This window comes from Mycobacterium arosiense ATCC BAA-1401 = DSM 45069 (assembly GCF_002086125.1).
Classification (GTDB): Bacteria; Actinomycetota; Actinomycetes; order Mycobacteriales; family Mycobacteriaceae; genus Mycobacterium; species Mycobacterium arosiense.
Genome location: NZ_MVHG01000401.1, coordinates 1 through 236, shown reverse-complemented (window position 1 = coordinate 236; position 236 = coordinate 1). Strand labels below are relative to the sequence as shown.

Annotated in this window: 1 protein-coding gene; it reads right to left on the bottom strand. The window is 64.0% G+C overall.

The features are described from left to right. Positions 1-236, bottom strand: a 236-nt coding sequence (locus tag BST14_RS32340; RefSeq protein ID WP_142279742.1) for a LysR family transcriptional regulator, incomplete at both ends; no start/stop codon positions are given.

Genomic DNA, 236 nt, shown 5'->3' with positions numbered 1-236 from the left:
GCCAGAGGGTGCCGAAGCTCATCGGGGTGACGATGCGCAATTCGCCGCACAGGTCGTTCTCGCGCAGGGCTACGATCTCCGCGGCGTTGTTGAGTTCCTGCAGCGAGGCCTTGGCGGCCTTGTAGAAGAAATGCCCGGCCTCGGTCGGCTCGACGTTGCGCGTGGTGCGATAAAGCAGGCGGACGCCGAGGCGTCGTTCGAGATCGCTGACACGCTTGCTGATCACCGACTTGGAC